General features: G+C 65.0%; 19 protein-coding genes. 12 read left to right on the top strand and 7 right to left on the bottom strand.

The window, feature by feature from the left end; translation table 11 throughout:
* Positions 1-28: 28 nt before the first annotated feature.
* Complete coding sequence (locus ACVCNR_RS20165; RefSeq protein ID WP_354193636.1) at positions 29-958, bottom strand: LysR family transcriptional regulator; 930 nt, start codon at positions 956-958, stop codon at positions 29-31.
* Between the two features lie 308 nt (positions 959-1,266).
* Here ACVCNR_RS20165 and ACVCNR_RS20160 point away from each other — a divergent pair, with 308 nt between their 5' ends.
* The 6 genes from ACVCNR_RS20160 to ACVCNR_RS20135 all read left to right on the top strand — a co-directional run bounded on the left by ACVCNR_RS20160 (position 1,267) and on the right by ACVCNR_RS20135 (position 6,263).
* Positions 1,267-2,247 carry a TRAP transporter substrate-binding protein gene (locus ACVCNR_RS20160; protein ID WP_354193637.1) on the top strand — a complete coding sequence of 327 codons (981 nt, stop codon included), beginning with the start codon at positions 1,267-1,269 and terminating at the stop codon, positions 2,245-2,247.
* The gene (locus tag ACVCNR_RS20155; protein ID WP_447076225.1) at positions 2,244-3,053 is read left to right on the top strand and encodes a maleate cis-trans isomerase family protein; all 810 of its coding nucleotides are present in this window, start codon (positions 2,244-2,246) and stop codon (positions 3,051-3,053) included. Before ACVCNR_RS20160 ends, ACVCNR_RS20155 begins: the two co-directional genes overlap by 4 nt.
* Positions 3,050-3,550, top strand: coding sequence for a TRAP transporter small permease (locus tag ACVCNR_RS20150; RefSeq protein ID WP_354193639.1), 501 nt, complete (start codon positions 3,050-3,052; stop codon positions 3,548-3,550). Before ACVCNR_RS20155 ends, ACVCNR_RS20150 begins: the two co-directional genes overlap by 4 nt.
* Before the next feature lie 12 nt (positions 3,551-3,562).
* Entirely contained in the window at positions 3,563-4,846 is a 1,284-nt protein-coding gene (locus ACVCNR_RS20145; protein ID WP_447076224.1) for a TRAP transporter large permease, read from the top strand.
* A 120-nt stretch (positions 4,847-4,966) separates the two neighbouring features.
* Entirely contained in the window at positions 4,967-5,944 is a 978-nt protein-coding gene (locus tag ACVCNR_RS20140) for a 2-hydroxyacid dehydrogenase (protein ID WP_447076223.1), read from the top strand.
* 109 nt (positions 5,945-6,053) lie between these two features.
* The gene (locus tag ACVCNR_RS20135) at positions 6,054-6,263 is read left to right on the top strand and encodes a CsbD family protein (RefSeq protein WP_354193642.1); all 210 of its coding nucleotides are present in this window, start codon (positions 6,054-6,056) and stop codon (positions 6,261-6,263) included.
* 97 nt (positions 6,264-6,360) lie between these two features.
* On the opposite strand, the gene ACVCNR_RS20130 is transcribed toward ACVCNR_RS20135, so the two are convergent.
* Positions 6,361-6,891: an MgtC/SapB family protein gene (locus ACVCNR_RS20130; protein ID WP_447076672.1), complete on the bottom strand. Its 531-nt coding sequence runs from the start codon at positions 6,889-6,891 to the stop codon at positions 6,361-6,363.
* Between the two features lie 485 nt (positions 6,892-7,376).
* Between ACVCNR_RS20130 and ald the strand changes: the two genes are divergently transcribed.
* Positions 7,377-8,495 carry an alanine dehydrogenase gene (gene ald, locus ACVCNR_RS20125; protein WP_447076222.1) on the top strand — a complete coding sequence of 373 codons (1,119 nt, stop codon included), beginning with the start codon at positions 7,377-7,379 and terminating at the stop codon, positions 8,493-8,495.
* A 37-nt stretch (positions 8,496-8,532) separates the two neighbouring features.
* On the opposite strand, the gene ACVCNR_RS20120 is transcribed toward ald, so the two are convergent.
* A complete protein-coding gene (locus ACVCNR_RS20120) occupies positions 8,533-9,432 on the bottom strand; it encodes a LysR family transcriptional regulator (protein WP_447076221.1) in 900 nt (299 codons plus the stop codon).
* 110 nt (positions 9,433-9,542) lie between these two features.
* Between ACVCNR_RS20120 and ACVCNR_RS20115 the strand changes: the two genes are divergently transcribed.
* Positions 9,543-10,625, top strand: a complete 1,083-nt coding sequence (locus tag ACVCNR_RS20115) for a 4-oxalomesaconate tautomerase (protein ID WP_447076220.1) — start codon at positions 9,543-9,545, stop codon at positions 10,623-10,625.
* Between the two features lie 145 nt (positions 10,626-10,770).
* Positions 10,771-11,802, top strand: coding sequence for an AbrB family protein (locus ACVCNR_RS20110; RefSeq protein WP_447076219.1), 1,032 nt, complete (start codon positions 10,771-10,773; stop codon positions 11,800-11,802).
* A gap of 5 nt (positions 11,803-11,807) precedes the next feature.
* Here the strand turns inward: ACVCNR_RS20110 and ACVCNR_RS20105 are convergent, their stop codons facing one another.
* From ACVCNR_RS20105 to metC, 4 genes are all read right to left on the bottom strand, one after another.
* On the bottom strand, positions 11,808-12,518 hold the full coding sequence (locus ACVCNR_RS20105) for a GntR family transcriptional regulator (protein WP_354193647.1): 711 nt from the start codon (positions 12,516-12,518) through the stop codon (positions 11,808-11,810).
* A 188-nt stretch (positions 12,519-12,706) separates the two neighbouring features.
* The gene (locus ACVCNR_RS20100) at positions 12,707-14,086 is read right to left on the bottom strand and encodes an MmgE/PrpD family protein (RefSeq protein WP_447076218.1); all 1,380 of its coding nucleotides are present in this window, start codon (positions 14,084-14,086) and stop codon (positions 12,707-12,709) included.
* Between the two features lie 270 nt (positions 14,087-14,356).
* Positions 14,357-15,016 (bottom strand): GntR family transcriptional regulator, encoded by a 660-nt coding sequence (locus tag ACVCNR_RS20095; protein ID WP_354193649.1) that lies wholly within the window; start codon positions 15,014-15,016, stop codon positions 14,357-14,359.
* Between the two features lie 36 nt (positions 15,017-15,052).
* Positions 15,053-16,213: a cystathionine beta-lyase gene (metC, locus tag ACVCNR_RS20090; RefSeq protein WP_447076217.1), complete on the bottom strand. Its 1,161-nt coding sequence runs from the start codon at positions 16,211-16,213 to the stop codon at positions 15,053-15,055.
* 220 nt (positions 16,214-16,433) lie between these two features.
* Between metC and ACVCNR_RS20085 the strand changes: the two genes are divergently transcribed.
* The 3 genes from ACVCNR_RS20085 to ACVCNR_RS20075 all read left to right on the top strand — a co-directional run bounded on the left by ACVCNR_RS20085 (position 16,434) and on the right by ACVCNR_RS20075 (position 19,934).
* A complete protein-coding gene (locus ACVCNR_RS20085) occupies positions 16,434-17,468 on the top strand; it encodes an amino acid ABC transporter substrate-binding protein (protein WP_447076216.1) in 1,035 nt (344 codons plus the stop codon).
* Positions 17,469-17,681: 213 nt separating this feature from the next.
* Positions 17,682-18,830, top strand: a complete 1,149-nt coding sequence (locus tag ACVCNR_RS20080) for an amino acid ABC transporter permease (protein ID WP_447076671.1) — start codon at positions 17,682-17,684, stop codon at positions 18,828-18,830.
* The gene (locus tag ACVCNR_RS20075; RefSeq protein ID WP_447076215.1) at positions 18,831-19,934 is read left to right on the top strand and encodes an amino acid ABC transporter permease; all 1,104 of its coding nucleotides are present in this window, start codon (positions 18,831-18,833) and stop codon (positions 19,932-19,934) included. It begins immediately after the preceding gene.
* The last annotated feature ends 9 nt before the right edge of the window (positions 19,935-19,943 follow it).

Here is a 19,943-nt window from a genome sequence, read left to right as displayed (position 1 = left end):
TGCCGGAGACTGCGCCGGCCGGCTGTCGTCACGGGCGCGCCGGCGGCGTGCCGAACAGCCCTCCCGGGGCGAACGCTTCCTTCAGATAATCGGCAAACATCCGGGCCGCCGGGCGCATGGTCTGGCGGCGCAGGCTCAGGCTCATCACGTGGACGGGCGCCAGCCGGTCCTCGATCGGCAGCACCGCGATGCGCGAGCCGTCATAGCCGAAGGTGGTGCCCGGCACGGCGTTGTGGATGGTGTAGCCATGACCGTGGCCGACGAGCCCGCGGATCAGCTCGTAGGAGCGGGTGCGGTAGACGATGCGAGGCTCGATCTTGCAGGCCAGGAACAGGCTGAAGAAATATTCGCGCGAATGCGGCAGGTCGAGCAGGATGAAGGGCTCGTCGGCCAGCTCCCGCAGCCTCACCGAGCTGCGCCCGGCCAGCGGATGATCGGCCGCCACCAGCACATAGGGCGGCAGTTCGGCCAGCACCTCGCCGACCACCTCGTCGGTCAGGGCGTAGGAATAGGCCAGCGCCGTCTCCATGCGCCCCGAAACCAGCCCGTCGAGAATTTCCTGCTGGTTGCCTTCCTCCAGATTGACAGAGATGCCGGGAACGCGCTGGGCGAACTCGGCAAGCAGACCGGGCATGAAGCGTGTGGCCAGCGTGACGAAGCTGCCGACCGTGATCTCGCCGGACAAGCCGTCGCCCAGCGACATGATGCTCTGTCCGAAATCACGTGCATGGTTGAGCAGAAGTCTGGCATCCTTGACGACGCGCCGGCCGGCCACGGTCAGGGTCACGCCGCGGGCATGATGGCGCACGAAGATCTGGGCCCCGAGCTGCTCCTCCATATGGCCGATCGCCGCCGAGATGGAGGGCTGGGAGACGTTGAGCCGACGCGCAGCCTCGGTCACGGAGCCGGTGTCGGCGGTGGTGACGATGTAGTTCAGCGTGCGCAGGGAGAGATGCATAGGCAATACCTATCTTGATCATGGGGTAAAAGTATTTTTATTGATGCCGATCCTGTGATCAAGTCAATACAAGAAATCAATGAGGTGAATCGTCCAAAGATGATGATCTCCTCGAGGGTGAACGATGGCATGTCGCCGGCTACCAAAGGGGAAATGGCTGCGATATGGGCATTTCAGAAAGATTTAGGGCAACATCACTGCCGTAATTTCGGGCATCCGGCCTGATGATTAGGCAAAATCCGGGCGCTGCCTCTGGGGCGGCGTCGCGAATGACTGAATTTCATATCTGGAGAAACGGGAGGAAAGACATGCTCGGAAAATACAAGCTTGCGGCGCTGGCCGCCATCGGCCTCGTCATCGGGTTCACCGCCGGCGCCGACGCCCAGACCCGGTTGCGCCTCGCGGTCGAGACAACGGGCCGCGACCCGACCAATGTCATGCTGGGCGCGTTCCGCGACGAACTTCAGGCCGCGGCGGGCGACGAGGTGGCGATCGAATATTTCGAGGGCGGCGCGCTCGGTGACGAGAACGCCCTGGCCGAGCTGATCCGCGCCGGCCAGGTCGAGGTCGTCTCCATGGGGTCCGACATCGTGGCGCTGGACAGCAAGTTCGCGGTCTTCGACATGCCGTTCCTGCTCAAGGACAAGGCTACTGCCCGCGCCGCCATGGATGGCGAACTGGGGACGTTGCTGGCCGAGTCGCTGCGCGAGACGGTCAACCTGGAAGTGCTCGGCTATGGTGAGCTGGGCTTTCGGGTGATCAGCAACAATGTCAAGCCGATCGCCAAACCGGAGGACCTGAAGGGCCTGAAGCTGCGCACGCCCAGCAACGAGGGACGCATCGTCGCCTTCAGTGCGCTTGGCGCGGCGCCGACGCCCATGCCGCTCGGCGAAGCCTATGTGGCGCTCCGGCAGGGCGCGCTGGACGGGCAGGAAAACCCGCTGTCGGTGATCAAGGAATTTTCGCTGTTCGAAGTGCAGAAGTACATTTCCATCACCAATCACGTCTACACGCCGATCATCCTGACCATGAACGGCAGCGCCTGGGACGCACTCAGCCCCGAATTGCAGGCCAAGCTGAAGGATGCCGCGCGCAAGGCAGGCGAGAAAACCCGCCAGCTTTCCGACGAGAGCGACACCAAGCTGATCGACGAGTTCAAGGCCGCCGGCGTTGAGATCAACACCATCGATCCCGCCGCGTTCCAGGCGGCGGCCGAGCCGGTTGCGGAAAAGCTCGCCAACATCGTCACGCCCGAATTCATGAACAAGGCGCTGGAGATCGTGAAGTGAACACCCAGTTGTTACAAAGGACCGCAAGCGGGCATCATCCCCGCTTCCGCTACGACGGCGATGGCTCGCTGGCCCGGATCGGACTGATCTTCATGGCCTCCAGCGTGGTCATGGAGGCCGAGATGTGGGCGATGGCGGCCGAGGGCGTCTCGGTCCACACCACGCGCATCAGGCTGCCCAAGGTGACCGTCGAGGGCATCGAGGAGATGATGAACGCGCCGGAACTGGAGCAGGCCGCGCGCCTACTCGGCTCGGCCCCCATCGACGTGCTGTGCTTCGGCGGAACCAGCGCCTCCTTCCTGCATGGAACGGCCTATGACGTGGCGTTGACCCGGAAGCTGCAAACCTGGGCACCGGGGCCGCACATCACCACAGCCTCCACCGCGAGCCTTGCGGCGTTGGCGCAGGTGAAGGCCGGCCCGGTGGTGCTGGCCACGCCCTATGTGGACGGCGTGCATGCGCGCGCCATCCGCTTCCTGGAGGAAAACGGGCACAAGGTGCTGCGTCACCGCAACCTCGGCATCGACAAGGATCAGGCGCTGGCCGAGGTGCCGCTGGAGCAGGTCTACGACATGGTCATGGACATCGATCATCCCGACGCCACAGCCGTGTTCATAAGCTGCACCAATTTCAGGTCGGTCGGCGCCATCGAGGCGCTGGAGACGGCACTCGGCAAGCCGGTGATCTCCGCCGTCCAAGCCTCGTTCTGGCACAGCCTGAAAGTGGCGGGCGTAAAGGGAGCGAAACCGGGCTACGGGCGGCTGTTCGCAGGGCTAGAAGCCGATGAGCCGGGAGGTGCCGGATGAGCGACATACAGGGAATTGGAATCGATATTCCAGGCGAGGCCGAAAAGGTGAAGCCGCGAGGGTTCGTCAATGCCTGCATGGAATGGCTGGCCGTCCTGCTTCTGGGCGTGACGACGCTGCTGGTCCTCGGCAACGCGCTCAGCCGCTATGTTCTCAACATGCCGCTGCCCTGGACGGAGGAACTGGTCATCAACATGCTGGTATGGCTCGGCGCCGCAGGCATGGTGATCGCCACCATGCGCGGGGCCCTGATCTCGTGCGACATCCTCACGGGTCCGCTTCCGCCGCGGGCGGCGCGCATGCTGATGATTGGCTGCACGCTGTTCTCGATCGGGGTCATGGCCATTTTCAGCTGGCTGACCTGGCAATATCTCATGGTGTTCGGCAAGGACCTGACGCCCGTGCTGCGCATCCCCAAGGGGTGGGTGATCGGCGGCCTGTTGTTCACCACCGTGGGCGTGACCATCGCGCTTGCCGCAAACCTGCGCCGGCGCTGAGGAGAAACGGACATGTTATGGCTTGCAGTTGCAACGATCCTGACCCTGTGCGTGCTGGCGCTGGCCGGCGTGCCGGTGGTCATCGCGCTCGCCGCCTCTGTGCTGGTGTTTCTCGGCATCAGCGGCGGCTGGGCGCTGTCCTTCCCGCAGCAGACGATCTCCGGCATCAGTGACTATATCCTGATCACCCTGCCGCTGTTCATCCTTGCCGGCGGGCTGATGAACGCCGGCGGCATCGCCGACCGGCTGTTCGCCTTCGCCAGCGCCATGTTCGGCTGGCTGCGCGGCGGCCTTGCCCATGTCAACGTCGCCGTCAGCCTGATGTTCGGCGGCATGATCGGAACCTCGGTGGCCGACCTGGCCGGCGTCGGCTCCGTCGTCATTCCCAAGATGAAGGAGGAGGGCTATCCGGGACCGTTCTCGGCGGCGCTGACCGCGACCGCGTCCGGCATCGGCATCCTCGTGCCTCCAAGCTCGCCGATGATCCTCTATTCGGCGGTCACCGGCACCTCGCTCGGAGCGCTGTTCCTGGCCGGGGTGGTGCCCGGTCTGGTAATGACGCTGGTGCTGATGCTGACGGTCGGTATTCTGGCGCGCCGCCACGGCTGGAAGCCGATGCAGGGCTTCGCCTGGCAGGAACTGGTGCGCACCTTCCGCCGCGCCGTGCTGCCGCTCGGCATGCCAACCCTGATCTTCGGCGGGCTGGTGCTGGGCATCTGCACCCCGTCCGAGGCGGGCGCGTTCGCCGTCGCCTATGCGCTGGTCCTGTCGATGCTCGTCTACAGGACGCTGAACCTGCGCCAGCTCAAGGAGGTCATGGTCGACGCGGCCATCCTCACCGGCGAGGTGCTGATCGTCGTCGGTTTCTCGACAGCACTCGGCTGGGCCCTGTCGCAGGCAAGGGTGCCGATCGCCCTGGCGGAAGGGTTGCAGTACCTGTTCCCCTTCGAGTCCACCATTCCGCAGATCCTCGTGCTGCTCGGATTGGCAATCGTCGCCGGCATGGTGCTTGATCCGCTGATCCCGATGATCATGCCGATCCTTCTGCCGACGCTGCTGGCACTGGATGTGGACCTCGTTCACTTCGGCATATTGATGGTCGTCACCGTCATCATCGGGCAGATCACGCCGCCGGTGGCCCTTGCCCTGCTTGTGGCGGCCCGAATAGGGCAGGAGGACGTGCTGAAGGTGGTGCGGGCCAACACGCCCTTCTTGCTGGCGCTGTTCGGCTTCCTGCTGCTGCTGGTGTGTTTCCCGGCAATCTCCACGACGCTTCCCAACCTGCTGATGAAGTAACCCGGCCGCCCTTGCTAGCAAACCCTGCCGTCACGATGCCCGTGACGGCAGGGCAGGGGCCGCTCGCGCTTTTTTCGCGGCCTTGCCACGAAACACCGGCCTTTCGACAGGATGCATGACATGAACCAGACCAATGTTCTTTCCGGCGCCAAGCCGGCCCTCGATGCCCGCTCCGGCGCCCTGCTGTTCTACAGCGAATTCGACGATCCGCAGGAGTGGGAGGAGGCGCTGAAGGCGGAACTGCCGGACCTCGATTTCCGCGTCTATCCCGAGGTCGGCGACCCCGCGGACATCCGCTACGTGCTGGCCTGGAAGCCGTTTCCCGGCTTCTTCGCGCCGTTCGCCAACCTCGAGCTCGTCGTCAATCTGGGCGCCGGCATCGATTCCCTTGCCGGCCGGGCCGACCTGCCCGACGTGCCGATCGCGCGCCTGTCCGATCCCGGCATGGTAACGCTGATGCGCAGCTATGTGCTGTTTTCGGTCATCCGCTATGCGCGCGACATCCCAGCCTTCGAGGAGGCCAAGCGCCTGCGCCAATGGCGCTATATTCATCCGCGCCCGCTCCACCGCATCAAGGTGGGCGTCATGGGGCTCGGCCATCTCGGCGCGGCCGCTGCGGCGGCGCTGGCCGAAGCCGGCTTCGACGTGTCCGGCTGGGACCATGCGCCAAAGGAGATCGCCGGCGTGCGCTGCTATTCCAACTCGGAACGCGATAGTTTCCTTTCCGAGGTCGAGGTTCTGGTCAACATGCTGCCTTTGACGGCGGAGACGCGTGGCCTGATCGACGAATCCGTGTTTGCCGCCCTGCAGCAGGACGCCAAGTTCGTCAACGCCTCGCGCGGCCCCGTGGTGGACGAGCCGGCGCTGATCGAGGCCCTGCAGAGCGGTCACCTCGGCGGGGCGACGCTCGACGTGTTCTGGACCGAGCCGCTGCCGGCGGATCACCCATTCTGGGAGATGGACAATGTGCTGATCACGCCGCATCTGGCGAGCATCACCGTGCCGGAAACCGCCGCCCGCGACGTGGCCGAGAGCATCCGCCGGGTTGGGGCGGGCAGGGAACCGTTGCATCTGGTCAACCCTCGGCGCGGCTACTAGGGCGCGGGGGCGGAGTCCTTCCGGATGCAGGCGATCCGCGCGGAGAGTTCGCGAACCATTTGGCCATTGATGCGTTTCCTTCCTGTGACTGAAATCAAGGAGGCCAGACATGGATTGGAACCGCGTCGAAGGAAACTGGAAGCAGATCAAGGGCAAGGTCAAGGAACAGTGGGGCAAGCTCACAGACGACGATCTGGATGTCATTGCCGGCAAGCGCGACCAGCTCGAAGGCAAGATCCAGGAGCGCTACGGGCTGGAAAAGGATCGCGTGCGGCGCGATGTCGATGACTGGTACGGTCGTCAGACTTGGCTCGACTGATCCTGGAGCATGATCCCGAAAGTGCAGGCTTTTCGGGATCAGGCGTCAAAACAAAACCCGGAGGGGGAGGGCGATACGAGGAAAAAGCAGAAACGCTTTAGGAAGCGGCACCCCTATCGGACCCGTCCGGCTTTGCCGGGCGGGTTTCTTTTTCATCCGGCTGCTTGTGCCGCTGGGCGATGTGCAGGAGGCCGAGCACGATCACCGCGAGCAGGGTGGCGAAGCTGGCGATCTGCCAAAACCCCAACCCGACGGCGAGGCCGATCGCACCGGCCAGCCACATGCCCGCGCCTGTTGTAAGGCCGTGAACCTCGCCTCTGGCGAAGAAGATCAGGCCGGCGGCGAGGAACGCCACCCCGGCGGTCGTCGCCTCGATCAGCCGGATCGGATCGATCCGGATTTCCTGTCCGTCGAAGTCCTCCACATGGGTGATCTCGATGGTGAGGATGGCGATGGCCGCCGTCGCGAGGCAGATCAGGATGTGGGTGCGCAGGCCGGCGGGCTGGTTCCGCCACTCCCGTTCCATGCCCACGACCGCACCGAGAACAGCCGCCAGAAGCAGCCGCGCCGCGATGACCGGAAAGGGAAGCCATGTGTCATGGCCGAACTCTTGCGCCAGCGTTTCCATCGAGGCCATGAACGGCCGAAGGCGAAAGCGGTTCCTTAGCTGGGCAACAAAACTGCGGGCCGGGCGGGACAGGCGCTCGTCTGCCGCTTCGTTGGCCAGCAGGGGAAATCGGGAAAACCATGCCATTCACCTTACCGCCATGCCCGATTGACGCAGCCCGCAGTCGTCTTCCCAACGTACGGGTTGCCTGATGGTTGCCTGGGCGACCATCCTCACGCGAGGGTGCGCTTAACGTTTCCGCATCGTGTTCAGCGGTTCTTAAATTCCATCACCCGCCACGCGGTAGAAATTTCATCGGTCTGCCCAGGGCGCCTTGCGCCGGCGGGGGCCCTGCATGATAGCTGCGGATTTCCCCTTTTCCGAGGTTTTCCGGGAGCCTATTTGCATATGCAAACAGCCGGTGTCTCGTCGCGCGTCGCGTTGGACATGCGGCCTTCACGGTGTTTTACTTCGCGGCGAGGGGAGAGTGACGGGAGGAAAAGCTTATGCGCGTCGGGTGCCCCAAAGAGATCAAGAACCACGAATATCGCGTCGGGCTGACGCCGGCTTCGGCGCGCGAATATGTGGCGCACGGCCACGAGGTGCTGGTGGAAACCGGCGCCGGTATCGGCATCGGCGCAGACGACAATGCCTATCGCGCCGCCGGCGCCCATATCGCCGCGACCGCCGAGGAGGTCTATGCCCGCTCGGACATGATCGTGAAGGTCAAGGAGCCGCAGCCGGGCGAATGGGCGCAGTTGCACGAAGGCCAGATCCTCTACACCTATCTCCACCTCGCTCCCGATCCGGCGCAGGCCAAGGGCCTGCTGGCCTCCGGCGTCACCGCAGTGGCCTACGAGACGGTAACCGACGAGCGCGGCGGCCTGCCCTTGCTCGCGCCGATGTCGGAAGTGGCCGGCCGCCTCGCCATCCAGGCCGGCGCGACGGCCTTGCAGAAGCCCAATGGCGGCCGCGGCGTGCTGCTGGGCGGGGTGCCGGGCGTGGCACCCGGCAAGGTGACGGTCCTCGGCGGCGGCGTGGTCGGGCTCCAGGCCGCCCGAATGGCAGCCGGGCTCGGAGCGGACGTCACCATCATCGACCGCTCGATCCCGCGTCTGCGCCAGCTGGACGACCTCTTCAACGGCCGCGTGCACACCCGCTTCTCGACCGTCGAGGCTTTGGAGGAGGAGTGCTTCTCGGCCGACATGGTGGTCGGCGCGGTGCTGATCCCAGGCGCCGCGGCACCCAAGCTGGTCAGCCGCGAGATGCTGTCCGGCATGAAGAATGGCGCGGTGCTGGTCGATGTGGCGATCGACCAGGGCGGCTGCTTCGAGACCTCGCATCCCACGACCCATGCCGAGCCGACCTACGAGGTCGACGGCGTGATCCATTATTGTGTCGCCAACATGCCGGGGGCGGTGCCCGTCACCTCGACCCATGCGCTGAACAACGCCACGCTGCACCACGGGCTGCAACTGGCCGACAAGGGCCTGAAGGCGATTCTCGATGATCCGCATCTGCGCAACGGGCTCAACCTGCACAAGGGCCGCATCACAAATGCCGCCGTGGCGGAGGCGCTGGGCTACGAGATGGCCGAGCCGCAATCGGTGCTGCGGGTCGCCTGACAGCTATCTGGCGGTTAGAGCGTTCGACGCGCATCGGTCAGTCGTGCCGCCAGGTGCCGATCAGCATTTGCAGGAAGCGTTCGGCTGCCGGCGAAAGGATGGCGCCACGGCGGCGCACGATCCCGATCGTGCGTGAGACCTCGGGATTGCGGATCGGGCGGGTGACAAGGAAGGGGTGGTCCCCGAGCGGCGTGGCCGTCTTGGGCAGCACCGAGATCCCCAGTCCCGCCTCGACCAGCCCCAGCGACGTCGACAGGTGCGTCACCTCGTAGAACCAGCGCAGTTTGATGTTGGAGCGGGCAAGGGCGGCGTCGAGCAGGGTCCGGTTGCCGCTGGAGCGGTGCACGGTAATCAGCCGGTGCGGCTCCAGTTCCGACCAGTCGACTTCCGCGCGCGCGGCCAGCGGATGGTCATTGCGCGCGGCCAGCACGAAGGGGTCCTCGACAAGCTTGTCGAAGATCAGGTCGGGGTCGGCCGTGCCCATGATGTTGATGCCGAACTCGACCTCCCCGCGCGCCACCGCCTGCAGGCCGTCGGTGGCCGGCAGGTCGAGGATGCGGAAGCGGATGTTGGGATGCTCGTTGTTGAACTGGCGAATGACGGTGGGCAGGAAATAGAAGGCCGCCGTCGGCAGGCAGGCGATGGTGACGAGCCCACCGCGATTGACACCCGGATCACGAACCGCGAACAGCGAGCCGTCGAACTCCTCCAGCATGCGCCGCACCAGCGGCACCAGTTCAGCGCCGAGCGCCGTGGCCGCGACATGGCGGGTGGTGCGCTCCAGAAGCGGCGCCCCGATCGCCGCTTCCAGCTTCTGGATGCGGCGGCTCAGCGCCGGCTGGGAGATGTGCAGCGCCTCGGCGGCACGGTGGAAGCTCTCCAGCTCCAGGACGGCCAGAAAGGCACGCAGATCCAGTATCTCACAATTGATGCTCATTGCGCATTAACTCCGCAAATCTCGGCATTTCTCATATCAATTTTTATCCGATAAATGGAATAAAAATCGTAACTGATAATAATATCACATAAATACTGCGGAACCTACGCATGAATGACCTGTTCTCCATTCCTTGTGTCATGATGAGGGGCGGCACCTCGAAAGGGGCATTCTTCCTGGCGTCCGACCTTCCAGAAGATCCGCAGGAACGCGATCAGATTCTGCTGTCGGTGATGGGCAGCGGGCATCCCTTGCAGATTGACGGCATCGGCGGCGGTAATCCGGTGACCAGCAAGGTGGCCATCGTCCGTCCGTCGAGCGTGCCGGGTGCGGATGTCGACTATCTGTTCGCCCAGGTGCGCCCGGACCGGGGCGTCGTCGACACCTCGCCGAACTGCGGCAACATGCTGGCCGCCGTCGGGCCGTTTGCGGCCGAGGCCGGTCTTGTCCGCGTGCGGCAGGGCACGACCGTGATCCGCATTCACAATGTGAACACGCGCAAGATCATCGAGGCCGAAATCCCGACGCCCAACGGCCAGGTATCCTATCTCGGCGAGGCGGCGATCGACGGCGTGCCGGGCAGGGCGGCGCCCATCGCCCTGACCTTCATGGATGCGGCCGGCGCACGCACCGGCAAGCTTTTGCCCACCGGCCACCCCAGCGAGGTCATCGACGGCATCGAGGTCACCTGCATCGATTGCGCCATGCCGATGATGCTCCTGGAAGCGCAGGCGCTGGGCCTCACAGGTCACGAGACCCCCGCCGAACTCAACGCCGACGCGGCGCTGATTGCCCGGCTGGACGCATTGCGGGTAGAGGCCGGCCGACGCATGGGGCTGGGCGACGTGGGCGGCCAGGTCATCCCCAAGCCGGTGCTTATCGCCCGCCCGGCCAAGGGTGGAGATCTGGCCGTGCGCTATTTCATGCCGCAGGATTGCCACCCTGCGCTCGCCACCACCGGCGCCGTCGGCATCGCCACCGCCTGCGTGACGGAAGGAACCGTGGCGTCGCGCCTCATCGGCATGCGCGACCTGCCGGCGGTTTTGGCCCTCGAGCATCCGAGCGGCCAGATCGATGTGAGGCTACGGCTGCGGGACGGCAAGCTTCTGGCCGGTATCCTGCGCACCGCGCGCCGCCTGTTCGAGGGCAGGGTTCTCGCCCGCCCGCTCAACGAGGTCGGCCGGGCAGCGTGACATGTCCCTTTCAGATCGGATCGACTTTCGCTAAATCCGGGCGGCGGGCAGCAGCCGCATCAGCGGTGGGCGTAGGCTCCTCCAGGCCGGGAGGACCGGCACGGTGCGCGCCTGATGCCGGCATTATGAACAGGGAACACTCCCGATGCAGATTCTCCTGACGCTGGCCGTCGCCTCGCTCGGCGGCTACGTTTTTTCCCTGTTGCATGTGCCGCTGGCCTGGACCATCGGGGCCATGGTGGCCGCTGCCGTGCTGGTGTGGTCTAAGCCGGTGTCGCTGCCGGCGCATACAAGGCCGATGGCCATGGTGGTGCTGGGTGCCAGCTTCGGCGTCGGCTTCACGCCGCCGGTACTCGCCGCGGTGCTGTCTTCGCTGCCGACCATCGCCGGCGCCGGCGTCATCACCGTGATGTGCGGGCTGGCGCTGACCCCGCTGTTTGCCAGGATGGCCGGCCTCAGCCTGAACACCAGCTATTTCTGTGCCGTCCCGGGTGGCATCGCCGTCATGCCGGTGCTGGCCGAGCGGGCCGGTGCGGAAGTGCCGCCTGTCGCCTTCGCCCAGACCGTCCGCATGGTCGTCGTGGTACTGACCATCCCTCCGGCAGTGGCGCTGCTCGGCAATCCGCAGGGCGCCAGCGCCTTTCATCCCGAGCCGCTGGCCGTCTACTGGCCGGGCATCGCCCTGTTGCTGGTGCTCGGCGTTGGCGTGGCGCTGGCCCTCGGCAGGCTCAAGGCCGCCAATCCATGGCTGATCGGCCCGTTGCTGTGCTCCATGGCGATCACCGTGCTATGGCATGCGCCGTCCGGCTTTCCGCAATGGATGACCAATGCCGCTCAGGTCGGCATGGGTGCCGGGCTCGGCGTCAAGCTGACACGGCAGTTCCTGCTCGGCAGCCGCCGACTGGCGCTGGCCTCGCTCGCCTCATCCCTGCTGATGGTGGTGCTTCTGTCCGCCGTCGCGATGGGGCTCGCCGCCTTGTCGGGCCTGCCGGCGGAGGCCGTGGTCCTCGGGCTTGCGCCGGGCGGCACGCCGGAAATGGTGATCACCGCAGCGACGCTGGAGGTCGCGGTGCCGCTGGTGCTGGGCTTTCACCTCGTGCGCATGCTGATCAACAATCTGGTGGTCGGGCCGTTCTGGGATCTGGCCACCCATGTCGCGGCCGCGATCCGCTCCTGAAAAAGTCAGGCATCCTTGATGTTGAGCAGCATGCGGTGCTGGAGGGAGGAGCGCACATGCTGGCGCGCGGCGGCCTCGGCGGCGTCGCTATCGCGGGCGAGCAGGGCCGTCACGATGGCCCGGTGCTCGGCGCTTGCCATCGCCGCGCGGTTGCCGCGCGACAGCAGGCTGGGCAGCAGCGACATCGTCACCGAAAGCTGGCCCAGGCTGCGCAGGAGATAGCGGTTGTGGGCGGCAAGCACGATCATCTGGTGGAATTTCAGGTTGATCTCGCCAAGCTCGGCGAAATCGTTCTCGTGCGCGGCTTCGGATTCGGCGATTTCGGCGATGGTGCGCAGTTCGATGTCGCTGGCGCTCTGCGCCGCCAGTCGTGCCGCGGCCCCTTCCAGAACTTCGCGCATGAAATAGAGCTCGACCGTCTGCTGATGGCTGAGATCGGTGATGATGAGCCCGCGCCGCGGCTCGTTGGTGAGCAGCCCGTCCGCCTCGAGGCGTATGATGGCGTCACGCACCGGTGTGCGCGAGACACCGAAACGCGCCGCAAGCTCGGCCTCGGTGACGCGCTCGCCGATTGACAGAACACCCCTGCGGATGGCGTCGCGGACCTTGTGGTAGACTTCAGTGGTGAGATCGCCGGAGCTCATGGCATGGGGCTCGGACCTCGCCTCCGAAGCCTGGTCCTTCGGACGGTTACCTGTCCTGGTGCGCGGTGCCATCTTCCACAACCCTCCTCCAGCATTTTCATCCCCGCGGCGGCCGCCTTGGCGGATTGCCATGCCGGTCTTCTTGTCGGGTGCGAAAAATCCTGCCCCTTCAACCCTGATACAGAGATCGGAACCGACGGCCAAGTGCCGTTGCCGACATTTGCACAATGCGGCAGTGGCAATGCGGGAGAAGCGGGAAGCTAGGCAGCCACCCGCTCGCGTTCGGCCAGAAGCGCCGATATGGCGGCGATGGAGCCGTCTGCGGCGCCGAAGTTTCGGGCCAGCTCGAACAGTTGCGCGGCCGCGCTTTCGCCCAGCACGGGTTCGGTCAGGCCCTTGAACTTGTCATGGATGTCGTCCCAGCTCATCGGCTTATCGGGATGGCCGAGCACGATGTCGACATTGCCCTCCACCTGCTGGCCGTCGGACAGCTCGATCACCAGCCGGGCGGCGACTTCCGACTGACCCTTGACCGGGATGCACTCGATCTTCGGCAGCAGGTCGGCGACGACCGGGTTCGCCAGCATGTCGTCGGTGAAGTCGAAGGCGCTCAGCCGGTAGCCGGCCAGACCCATGGCGATGCAGCAATAGGTGCTGAAACGCGCCTCCAGGCCTGTCCTGGGCGCCGGGTTGCCGGCAGCGATCAGGGCGATCGGGTTCACATAGGCGGTGATTTTGGTGACTGTGCGGTTGCCGATCCTGTCCTTCACGCCCTGCGCGGCTTCAGCCGCCGCATGGGTGGCGCGACAACTTGCGAAGCGCTTGTAGCCGTTGCCCAGAACGTACCATTGACGGTCGAAATCCAACTCCGGAAGTTCATAGCTGGCGTCACGCAAATACGAAGGCAGCAGGCCCTTGTCGACCTCGTAGAGGTCGGTGGCGGCGACGAAGCCGGCCTTCGCCATCTCCGCGGCCATGATGCCGTCCATTGCGGCCTTGCCGGCATGGAAGGGCTTGGAATGGGTGCCGAAGGAGCCCACCAGGCCGCCTGCGGTGGTGGCTGCCACGCCCAGCGCATAGGCGGCCTCCTGCCGGTTGAGGCCTAGAACCACGCCGGCGCTCGCCGCCGCGCCGGCCCGGCCGAACATGGAAGTGGGATGGAAGCCGAGATGCTGGAGCGTGCGGCCGACGCCGTTCTGTCCGCCGCCACCCAGCCGGGCCATGACCTCGTATCCGGTGACGAAGGCGGCAAGAGCGGTTTCCTCGGACGCGCCGTGATGTTCCGAAAGGCAAAGCGCCGCCGACCAGCAGGGGCCGCTCGGATGCCCGCCGCCGGCATAGTGTACGTCGTCGAGGTCCATGGCGTGCGTCATGGTGCCATTGATGAGCGCTGCCACCGCCGGCTGGCTGCGCGGCCCGAGGAAGACCCGGGCGCCGCCGTTCATGCCCCACCCCGCCGCCAGCTTGCGCAGCGCCTTGACGGCGCCGTCCTCATGGCCGGCCACCGAGACGGCAAGGTAATCCGCCAGCGCCTGGCGGGCGACCTCCTTCACGTCCGCAGGCAATGCCCGACGGCCGGCGGTGGAAATGAAATCTGCGAGCTTGTCGGAGCGGTGCTGCTCCCGGGCCTGTTCGGTCATGCGGGTGGACTCCAGAGTGATCGACCATCCCGGGCCGGCACTGCCAACGGCATGCCCGGCGCAGGAACGTGAAAAGCAGCTTTACCGCCTGCATTCGCCAATTCAAGAACTTTTGTACACAAATGTATATTTATGCTTGTAACGATTGGTGCCGCCCTTATCCCCGCCGCCCCAATGGCTTGAAAATGGGAATGGCGTGCATGGAAAGGCGCAGTGGGCGAGGCGTGAAAGCCCCGGGGCAGGGAGAGGCGGCGGAGCCCCGTCGGCCCTTCAACCGTTTGCGCGACCGTCGGACAGATGCGCAATGCGAACGCGATAGCCGTTCGCGATGTGGTTGCGCGCGGCCTTCTCGGCACCATCGGCGTCTCGACGGGCAATGGCGGCGACGATCTCGGCATGCTCGGCCTGCGCCGTGCCGATGCGGTCGCCGGTGCGGTAGGTGGTGCCGCGCAAAAGGCTCTGGTGGATGCGCAGGTTCTCCAGCATCTCGACCAGATAGGCATTGTGCGAGGCACGGCAGATCTGGCGGTGGAAGACCTTGTTGCGGTCGCGCAGCACATCGCCCTCGGTGATTCCGGCATCATGCGCGACCATGCTCTGGAGCAGTTCGATCTCCGGCGGCAAGGCATTCAGCGCGGCGAAATAGGCTGCCATGCCTTCCAGCCGCTCGCGTACCGAAAAGAGCTGGCGCAACTGCTCGTAGTCGAGTTCGGCAATGATGAGGCCACGCCGCGCGCCCGGCACGGCCAGGCCCATGGCCTGCAAGCGGTGCAGCGCCTCGCGCACCGGCGTGCGGCTCATGCCGAACATCTCGGCCAGCTCCGTTTCGCGCAGACGCGAGCCCGGCGGCAGTTCGCCGCGCTCGATCGCGGACAGCAGCGTATCGAAGGGCGAATTGCCGGCCTCGAATGTGTCGAGCGTCAGCTTCATGGGCGGCCACCGATGCGTGGGCAAAGGACCATGGTTTCAACCCAGCCTGTCGAAGCCGGCCCTTATCTCGGCGATCAGATTCCTGGGGTCCTCCAGTCCGACATGGATGCGCACAGTCTGCCCGTTCGGTGCCCAGCTAGTGACAGTGCGGTAGACTGAGGGGTTGGACGGCGTCATCAGGCTTTCGAAGCCGCCCCAGCTCGAGCCCATGCCGAACAGGCTGAAGCCGTCGAACATGCGGGCCAGCCGCTTGCGGTCGGTTTCGCGGATGATGAAGCCGAACAGGCCCGAGGCGCCGCCGAAATAGTTCTTCCACAGATTGTGGTATGGATTGTCGGGCAGGCCGGGATGCAGCACCTGCACGACCTCGTCCTGTTGCTGAAGCCACTGCGCTACCTCCAGGCCGGCCACATGATGCTGGCGCATGCGCACGGCAAGGGTGCGCAGGCCACGCAGGGCCAGATAAGCGTCGTCGGAGCCGATGCAGACGCCGAAGCGCAGATAGGTTTCGCGCAGCCGCTCATATTCGCTCGCCCGGCAGGCGATGGTGCCCAGCATCAGGTCGGAATGGCCGGAGATATATTTGGTGCCGGCCTGTATGGAAATGTCGACGCCATGGTCGAGGGGCTTAAAGAAATAGCCGCCGCTCCAGGTGTTGTCGATCACGGTCACAATGCCGCGGCTGCGGGCGACGCGAGCGATGGTCGCCACATCCTGGATTTCGAAGGTCTGGGAACCGGGGGATTCCATCCAGATCAGCCGCGTCTCGGGCCGGATAAGGGCCTCGATATCCTCACCGGCGGCAGGGTCGTAATAGGTGGTGGTGACGCCCATCTTCCTGAGCACCGATTCGCAGAACTTGCGGGTAGGCCCATAGGCGCTGTCGGTGACCAGAACATGCGCGCCGGGCTCGGCATAGCTCATCAGGACGACACTGATGGCCATGACGCCGGACGGCGCCAGAAGCGCACGGTCGCTGTTTTCCAATGCGCAGATGGCGTCTTCGAGCGCATGCGTGGTCGGGGTTCCGCGCCGTCCGTAGCGCAGGCGCAGGCTCTCCTTGTTGTCGAGCATTTCCAGCGTGGGCAACAGGATGGTGGAGGCCCTGTAGACGGGAACGCTGACCGCGCCGTGATGGGCGGCAGGATCGCGCCCGGCATGGGTGACGATGGTGTCGGGCCGATATTCGCTCTTCATTCTTTGCCTTTCCGCTCCTGCTGCCGGGCGCGGCGGCTCCGGGCGTTTCGCCCGCCTGCCGCACTTTCCGCTACCGGTGCAATTTGATCCGTTGCATGCAAGTGAAAACATTGGTATACAAAAGCATTGCTATATGTCAATCTACATGTTTCCAATAGCTTGCGGGGAACCCGCTTCATCCAGCGGCAAAAAGAGCCAGAGGTAGGGAAGGAACGACGGAATGTTGAAGAAGCTGATTTTCTCGGGGAGCCTGCTGCTTGCGGGCCTACTGCCCACAGTCGAGGCGACCCATGCCGCGAACGGCGATACGCTCAAGCAGATCCGTGAGCGCGGGGAGATCCTGTGTGGCGTGCATCCTGCCCGCCACGGCTTCGCCGCGCCGGACAGCAAGGGCACCTGGGCCGGCTTTGAGGTCGACTATTGCCACGCGCTGGCCTCCGCCGTGTTCGGCGATGCCGCCAAGGTGCGTTTCGTGGCCCTGTCGTCCCAGCAGCGTTTCCCCGCCATCCAGTCGGGCGAGGTCGATGTGCTGGCTCGCAACGTCACCGCGACGCTGACCCGCGACACCGCACTCGGCCTGAACTTCGCTCCGCCGATCTTCTACACCGGCACCGGTTTCATGGTGCGCAAGGATGCGGGCGTCGAGAAGATCGAGGACCTCGACGGCGCCACCATCTGCATGGCCCCCGGCAGCACTACCGAGCGCAACGTGGCGCAGATCTTCGCCGCCCGTAACCTCAGCTATACGCCGGTGGTCATCGAGAACAACAAGCAGCTCGTCGATGCCTATGTGACCGGCCGATGCGACGTGCTGACCAAGGACAAGGCCGCGCTGCCGGGCGTGCGCGCCTATGACACCCAGGATCCCGAGGCGCATATGCTGCTGCCGGGCATCTATTCCAAGGAGCCGCTGGCCATGGCCGTGCGCCAGGGCGATGACGAGTGGTACGACATCGTCAAGTGGGTGATCTACGCCACCTTCAACGCCGAGGAACTGGGCGTCGGCCAGGCCAATGTCGAGGAGCAGATGAAGTCGCAGGACCCGGACATCCAGTCGCTGCTCGGCGTCATCGGCGACTATGGCCAGAAGCTGGGTCTCGACGACAAGTGGGGCTACAACGTCATCAGCCAGGTCGGCAATTATGCGGACATCTATGAACGCCACTTCGGACCCAAGTCGCCGATCGCGCTTGACCGCGACCTGAACCGCCTGTGGAGCGACGGCGGCATCCTCTACGGTTTCCCGATCCAATAACCGTTCGACGGCGCGGCAAGGTCGCGCCAAGGGGTGGGTCTTGCCCATCGGACCCGCCCTCATTTTGCCTATGAACGTCCGTTCACTGGAGTGGCTGCATCGGCGGCCATCCGCCGGCGGCCGCGGGGAGCGGTGCCGCAGGAACGCACCGAGGGAGAGACAGTGACCAGCGTACCAACCACTACCGGCTCGCAGCAGCGGCCCGGCCGGTCCATGGCCGACCTGCTGAACAGCCAGGGCTTCAGGTCCCTGGCCTATCAGGTCCTGCTTGCGGGCTTCATCGGCCTGCTTGGCTACTATCTCTATTCCAACGTGGTCGCGAACCTGGCGGCGCAGAACATCGCCACCGGCTTCCGCTTCCTGGACCAGGTTTCCCAGTTCGAGATCGGCGAGCGGCTGATCGCCTATTCGGCGCGCGACACCTATGGCAGGGCGATTCTCGTCGGCCTGCTCAACACCCTCGTGGTCACGGCGGCCGGCATCGTGCTGGCAACCGTGCTGGGCTTCGCAATCGGCATTGCGCGCACCTCGCGCAACTGGCCCCTGGCCAAGCTCGCCACCGGCTATATCGAGGTGGTGCGCAATATTCCCGTCATCCTGCAGGTCATCTTCTGGTCGGTGGTCATCCGCAACCTGCCGAGCCCGCGCGGCGCCATCGAGATGGGTGGCGTGGCATTCCTTTCCAACCGCGGCCTCACCGTGCCGGTGCCGGTCGGCAATCCGGCCTATACGTGGATGTTTGCCGCCTTCGTCGTGGCGATCGTCTTCTCCATCGTCTTCTCCCGCTGGGCCCGCCGGCACCGTGAACGGACCGGCAAATATGTCGAGACGCTGTGGATCGGCCTCGCCGCGATGATCGGCCTTCCCCTGCTGGTCTGGCTCTTCGCCGGCATGCCGAGCGAGATGAACATCCCCCTGCGCAAGGGCTTCAATTTCGCCGGCGGCATGAATGTCAGCCCCGAGTTCACGGCCCTGCTGCTCGGCATCTCCATGTATTCGTCGGGCTTCATCGCCGAGATCGTGCGGGCCGGCATCAAGTCGGTGCCGAGGGGGCAGACCGAGGCGGCGCGCTCGATCTCGCTCAGGCCGCGCTTCATCATGCGCTACATCGTCATGCCGCAGGCGCTGCGGGTGATCGTACCGCCGCTCACCAGCCAGTATGTCAGCCTGTCCAAGAACAGCTCGATCGCCGTGGTCGTCGGCTATCCCGACCTCGTCAATGTCGGCAACACGGTCATGAACCAGACCGGCCAGGCCGTCGAGGCCATCGCCATCATGATGGTCGTCTACCTGATCATCTCGGTGGTCACCTCGAGCCTGATGAATTTCTACAACCGCGCCGTCGCGATCAAGGAGCGCTAGATGTCGGCAATCCAGCAGATTTCGCCCCCCGTTTCACAACTGCCGTTCGACGGACGCCAGAGCTGGGCAAACTGGGCTCGCATCAACCTGTTCGGTGGCGTGGCGCAGACCCTGTGCACCCTCGTCATCGCGGTGCTCGTGCTCAAGGTCGGCAGCTTCCTGTTGCGTTGGGGCGTGCTCGACGCGGTCTGGTACACGACCGATCCGGAAGTGTGCAAGCAGGCGGCCGGCGCCTGCTGGGCCGTGATCGCGGAGAAACACCGCCCGATCCTGTTCGGCCTCTACCCCTATGACGAACATTGGCGGCTGGTGCTGTTCATCGCCATCTATCTGGTGACGGTGGTCGTCTCGCTGACGCCGGCCTTATGGAACCGCCGCTTGCTGATCCCCCTGTGGATCGTATCGTTCGCCGCGATGACGGTGCTGATCTTCGGTGGTGTCTTCGGCCTGCGCTACGTGCCGACCTCGGAGTGGGGCGGCCTGCCGCTCACCATCATCCTGTTTTCCGGCACTGTGCTGTTCGGCATGCCGGTGGCCGTCATCCTCGCGCTCGGCCGCCGCTCGCATCTGCCGGTCGCCCGTGGCGCGTCGGTGATCTTCATCGAAACACTGCGCGGCGTGCCGCTCATCACCATCCTGTTCGTGGCGGTCAACATCTTCCCGCTGTTCCTGCCCGCCGGCATGGAGATCAACAAGCTGCTGCGCATCGTGGTCGGCATCGCCGTCTTCTTCGCCTGCTATCAGGCGGAGGTGATCCGCGGCGGCCTGCAGGCGATCCCGCGCGGCCAGTACGAGGCGGCCGCCTCGCTCAACCTCACCTATTGGCAGACGACACGCCGCATCATCCTGCCGCAGGCGATCCGCATCAGCCTGCCGGCCATCACCAACCATATCATCGCGGCGATGAAGAACACCTCCTTCGTCATCATCATCGGCCTGTTCGACATCCTCACCGCCACCACGGCCGTGATGCAGGACCCGTTGTGGCGCTCCTTCTACATCGAGGCCTATCTGTTCGTGGCCTTCATCTACTTCGCCTTCGGATATTCGCTCTCCCTTTATGCGCGTCGGGTCGAGAAATGGACCGATGCGGGGCGCGTCTGAGACCAGAAA

Source organism: Aquamicrobium terrae (assembly GCF_052978165.1).
This window is presented reverse-complemented; position numbering and strand designations above follow the sequence as displayed.